The sequence below is a fragment of the Hymenobacter rubripertinctus genome, from assembly GCF_003583925.1.
Lineage (GTDB): Bacteria > Bacteroidota > Bacteroidia > Cytophagales > Hymenobacteraceae > Hymenobacter > Hymenobacter rubripertinctus.
In genome coordinates this window covers 1-2,995 of record NZ_QYCN01000088.1, presented here as the reverse complement: position 1 = coordinate 2,995, position 2,995 = coordinate 1, and the positions used below count along the sequence as shown (strand labels likewise).

Genomic DNA, 2,995 nt, shown 5'->3' with positions numbered 1-2,995 from the left:
CGCCTGAGCGTGGCCCATTAATGCCTACAGCTTTCTTAGTCCCCAAAAGCCTTCGGCCAGCACTTGGCCGAAGGCTTTTTTACTGGAACTTACCGGCTCACTACCTCCTCCATGCGCAGGCGGTTCTGAATGGCATCAGTGGCGGCTTCCAGAATGTCGAAGGCGTTCTGGGCCATGGTGTTTCCCGAGTCGAGGGTGGGGTTGATTTCCACCATCTCGCAACAATAAATTACTTCGTCCCGGAATATAAGCTGTTCAGCGAATATAAGTGCCCATTGATCGAAAAATATTTACTGGGATTTTGTCTAGAAGTGTAGATAATGTAAGGGAGGGCATATATTTGCCCCGTTAGTGTTTCCTACTTCTTATTCGATTGTTCGTGCGTTCCTCTCTCCTTCCTGCCCTGGCCCTGCTGGGCCCACTACTGCTAGCCGGCTGCCGCCAGGATAAAGACCCGCAGCCCGACCCCTGCGCCGCCGCCCAGGCCAATCCGCTCAGCTTCCGTTTCCTGGAAAACTACGGCACCCCCACCCCCGACACGGCCTACGCCAAGCAGGACATCACCTTCGAAGGCCCCGGTGCCCCCTACACCAGCTACGAGTGGCGCGTGGGCAACGACGCGCGCGTGTTCACCGACCGCCAGTTCAGCCTCTACTTCTACGAAAAAGACGCCGGCGACTACCGCGTGCGCCTGATTGCCCGTCGCCCCCCTAACACCAAGTGCTTTCCCAACGACGACGGCGTGGACACGCTCACCAAAGTGCTGAGCCTGGTGCCGCGCTCCTTCCGCAAAGGCCCCATCTACGGCAAGTTCCAGGGCAGCACCACCGACGCGCCCAGGGACACGTTCACCATCCGCATCTTCCAGGGCCTGGACCCCTACAACGTGGGCAGCCCCATCCAGTACGATTTTCTGCGCAACCTGAGCCGGGGCTGCCAGTCGCCCTACTTCACCCTGGGCCTGACCTGGCGCGCCATTCAGTTTAATTACGGACGCAACGATTTTTCCTGCCTGACGGAGAGTGGTATTGGCTATCTGACCACCCGCGACTCCATTCGGGTGGACTATTCGCAGTTTGAGAACGACCGCAGCCTCAAGCGCATAAACCGCGTGTTCCGGGGCAAGCGGGTGCGCTAATTTCTTCGGAACGTTTTTCTATTTTCCTGGTCGGGAACTTCCGACTGGTTCATTACTTCCTTTCCTTTTTATGAAAAAATTTCTACCTGCTGCGGCAGGGGTGCTGGCTATTGCCTGCATCGAGTCCGCATGGGCACAGTCGCCCGCTCCCTGTGATGTCAAGGGCATTAGTACGGCCCCCGTTCCGCTTGCCATCAACCCGGAGTATCCTACCCGTACCAATACATTCAACTGGTACGAAGGTCAGCAATACAATGGGCGCTGGTGGAACCTGAACAACGTCGCCATCAACGAGCAGGCTATCTGGATGCCCTGGGAACAGACGGACAATACCAGCGTCACCCACATTTTAGGCAAGCGCGACTTACCCAAGGATGGCTGGGAATTATTGAAGCGGGATATGGGCTACAATGACGCCGGATCCCCCGTGGTAGGCTCCCGCAATCCGTACGTAGTGCTCTACAACAAACACACGGGTATGCTGAGGGTATTTGTGGCGATGGGCGACTTGTTCAACAGCTACCAGTTTGCCGAAATTAAGCTGCGTTTCAACAATAATGGCGCGCAGAAAAAAGCAGGCACCCTTAACCGTATGGAGGGCATCGGCACGGCCCTGGAAAATACTACCCCAGGGCTGACGAGTGAGTTCGTGGCCATGGTACCCTTTCTAAATCAGCGGGCCAAGTGGTTCATGGCCGATTTTCCGATGGAGTACGACCCCTGTGCCTGCCAGTTTGACTCTAAGTTCACCATCGATGTGAATCTGGTCAGTCAAGCTGATGTAAAGCTCACCGGCGTTACGACTGGTACGTTGGTTACGACCGATGTAAATAACCCGGGGGCTACTCAGGCAAGCGGCGACTTCAATGAAGCCATTATGCTGGGCAAGCGTATTGGCAGCAATATAAAGTCGGGGCAGAAGTCGTATAAAAGCCTGGACAGTTTCGCGTCGAAGGTAAAAAAAGAGCTGGGTAGCCAAGGGACGAAATCAAGCACGGCTGACAGCGAAGCCAAGAAGAATGCTATTGACCGGCTGAAGGCGGATTTGGCCAAGAGCGACTTCTTGAAAAACGGATTACGGGCGCTGCCCTACATTGGGGCAGCCGTAAGTACACTGGATGCCTTTTTTGGTGGCGGCAAGGAAGAAAGTGACCCGCAGAAGTCCATCAGCCTGCAACCCATGACGCTAGAAATGACGACCCAGACAACAGGTACCATCTCAGCCACCAGCCTCTACCAGAACATTACCTTCAATAATCCGGGCACAAAAATAATTACTACCCCCGAGGAATATCCCTACTATAACGAGGCGCTGGGGGTGCTCAGCGTACTGCGCAAGCCCGTGGTAGAAGTAAAAACCTCTACTTATACCGATGGGGATGGCCGCCGCCGCCGTTTGCATCAGTATCGGGTGCCTGATGCAATCCAATACCTCATTAACCCCGCTTCGGGTTTAGACGTCCAGGATTTTCAGGTTGCTCTGTTACAGGAAGGTAGTAACTACCCGGCAGTGCTACCAGCCGGCTCCGTTGCCTGGTACTACGAGGGCATGAGTTCGGCCACCAGCCATGTAATGCGTACCGATTATATAGATGCCGGTTGCCTCAGTAATTCGGTACTGGAATTGGAAGTAAGCGGCAATAACATTCAGGATCCAGCCACTAAAGAATTCGTACCTACCATTGGTAGCAATCCGGGTGCACAATATCCAGTATTTCTGAAGTTCATGCTTAACCTGCGGCGGCGAAATGCTTCGGCTACCACCCAAAATGTCTTGCTCGTGCTCAAGTTCCCTGTAGCGCTCCGTCAGGTTACCAGCTTTAGCGAATTGCCCGTTCAACCCTGTGGGGTGCTGCC

The 2,995-nt window shown here is 54.6% G+C and carries 2 protein-coding genes and 1 pseudogene; 2 read left to right on the top strand and 1 reads right to left on the bottom strand.

Going from position 1 to position 2,995, the window contains the following annotated elements:
- Positions 1 to 89: 89 nt before the first annotated feature.
- A pseudogene (locus tag D0T11_RS23430) lies at positions 90 to 224 on the bottom strand (arginase); the annotation flags it as partial.
- 155 nt (positions 225 to 379) lie between these two features.
- Here D0T11_RS23430 and D0T11_RS21595 point away from each other — a divergent pair.
- Together D0T11_RS21595 and D0T11_RS21590 are read left to right on the top strand one after the other, a co-directional pair.
- Complete coding sequence (locus D0T11_RS21595) at positions 380 to 1,138, top strand: hypothetical protein (protein ID WP_147374797.1); 759 nt, start codon at positions 380 to 382, stop codon at positions 1,136 to 1,138.
- A gap of 70 nt (positions 1,139 to 1,208) precedes the next feature.
- Positions 1,209 to 2,995 (top strand): hypothetical protein (locus D0T11_RS21590; protein ID WP_147374796.1); only part of this gene is annotated, 1,787 nt, incomplete at its 3' end.